Genomic DNA, 243 nt, shown 5'->3' with positions numbered 1-243 from the left:
AGAATGGTATGGTGCTAAACAATCAGCAAAATCTTTAACAGCTAACGAGGTAAATCAATATGAGACTACCACACCTACTAAAGAAAATGAAACAACAAACACCAATCAAACTGAGACTATGACACCTGTACCACAGGAAGAACTTGTACAGATGCCTGCTTCAGAAGTAAACCATCAATTAGGTGATAAAGTTGCATATTTAATTGTCCCTAAAATACAAAAGAAATACTCAGTATATTGGGG

Annotated in this window: 1 protein-coding gene; it reads left to right on the top strand. The window is 35.4% G+C overall.

What is annotated here, in order from left to right; translation table 11 throughout:
• Window positions 1-243 (top strand): hypothetical protein (locus SB753_RS40590; RefSeq protein ID WP_410805616.1); only part of this gene is annotated, 243 nt, incomplete at both ends.

This window comes from Paraburkholderia sp. SIMBA_053 (assembly GCF_046534895.1).
Classification (GTDB): domain Bacteria; phylum Pseudomonadota; class Gammaproteobacteria; order Burkholderiales; family Burkholderiaceae; genus Paraburkholderia; species Paraburkholderia caledonica.
The sequence above is the reverse complement of the archived record's forward strand: the minus strand, read 5'-3'. Positions and strand labels throughout refer to the sequence as shown.